This is a genomic window from Polaromonas sp. P1_G2, assembly GCF_056405515.1.
In genome coordinates, this window is sequence record NZ_JBFUBY010001323.1 from 1 (window position 1) to 423 (window position 423).

Consider the following 423-nt stretch of genomic DNA (forward strand, 5'->3'; position numbering starts at 1 on the left):
CTGCCTGCTGGCCGTTGCTGACCATTGCCTGCGCAGCCGGGGCTATATCAACGTGATTGTCGCCGGCAAGCAGCTTGACTGGCAGTGGCTGGGCATGGAGGAGGCGGTCCGCCATTGCACGGCAGGCGCGGGAATCTGGCACTGGGCGAGCAATGACGAAGACGGCGGCACCGACGTGGTCATGGCCTGCGCCGGCGATGTGCCGACGCTGGAAACGCTGGCTGCCGTCAGCCTGCTTCGAACATACATCCCCGAGATCTGCATCCGCGTCGTCAACGTCGTTGATCTCATGGTTCTGCAGCCACAGAGCGAGCACCCGCACGGGCTGGAAGATCGCGCTTTCGACGCCCTGTTCACGCAGGACAAGCCGGTGATCTTTGCCTTCCACGGCTACCCGACGCTGATTCATAAGCTGACCTACCG

1 protein-coding gene is annotated in these 423 nt (G+C 63.1%); it reads left to right on the forward strand.

Annotation, left to right across the window (positions count from 1 at the left end):
• On the forward strand, positions 1-423 hold a 423-nt coding region (locus AC1D0P_RS30370), incomplete at both ends, for a phosphoketolase family protein (protein WP_477680127.1).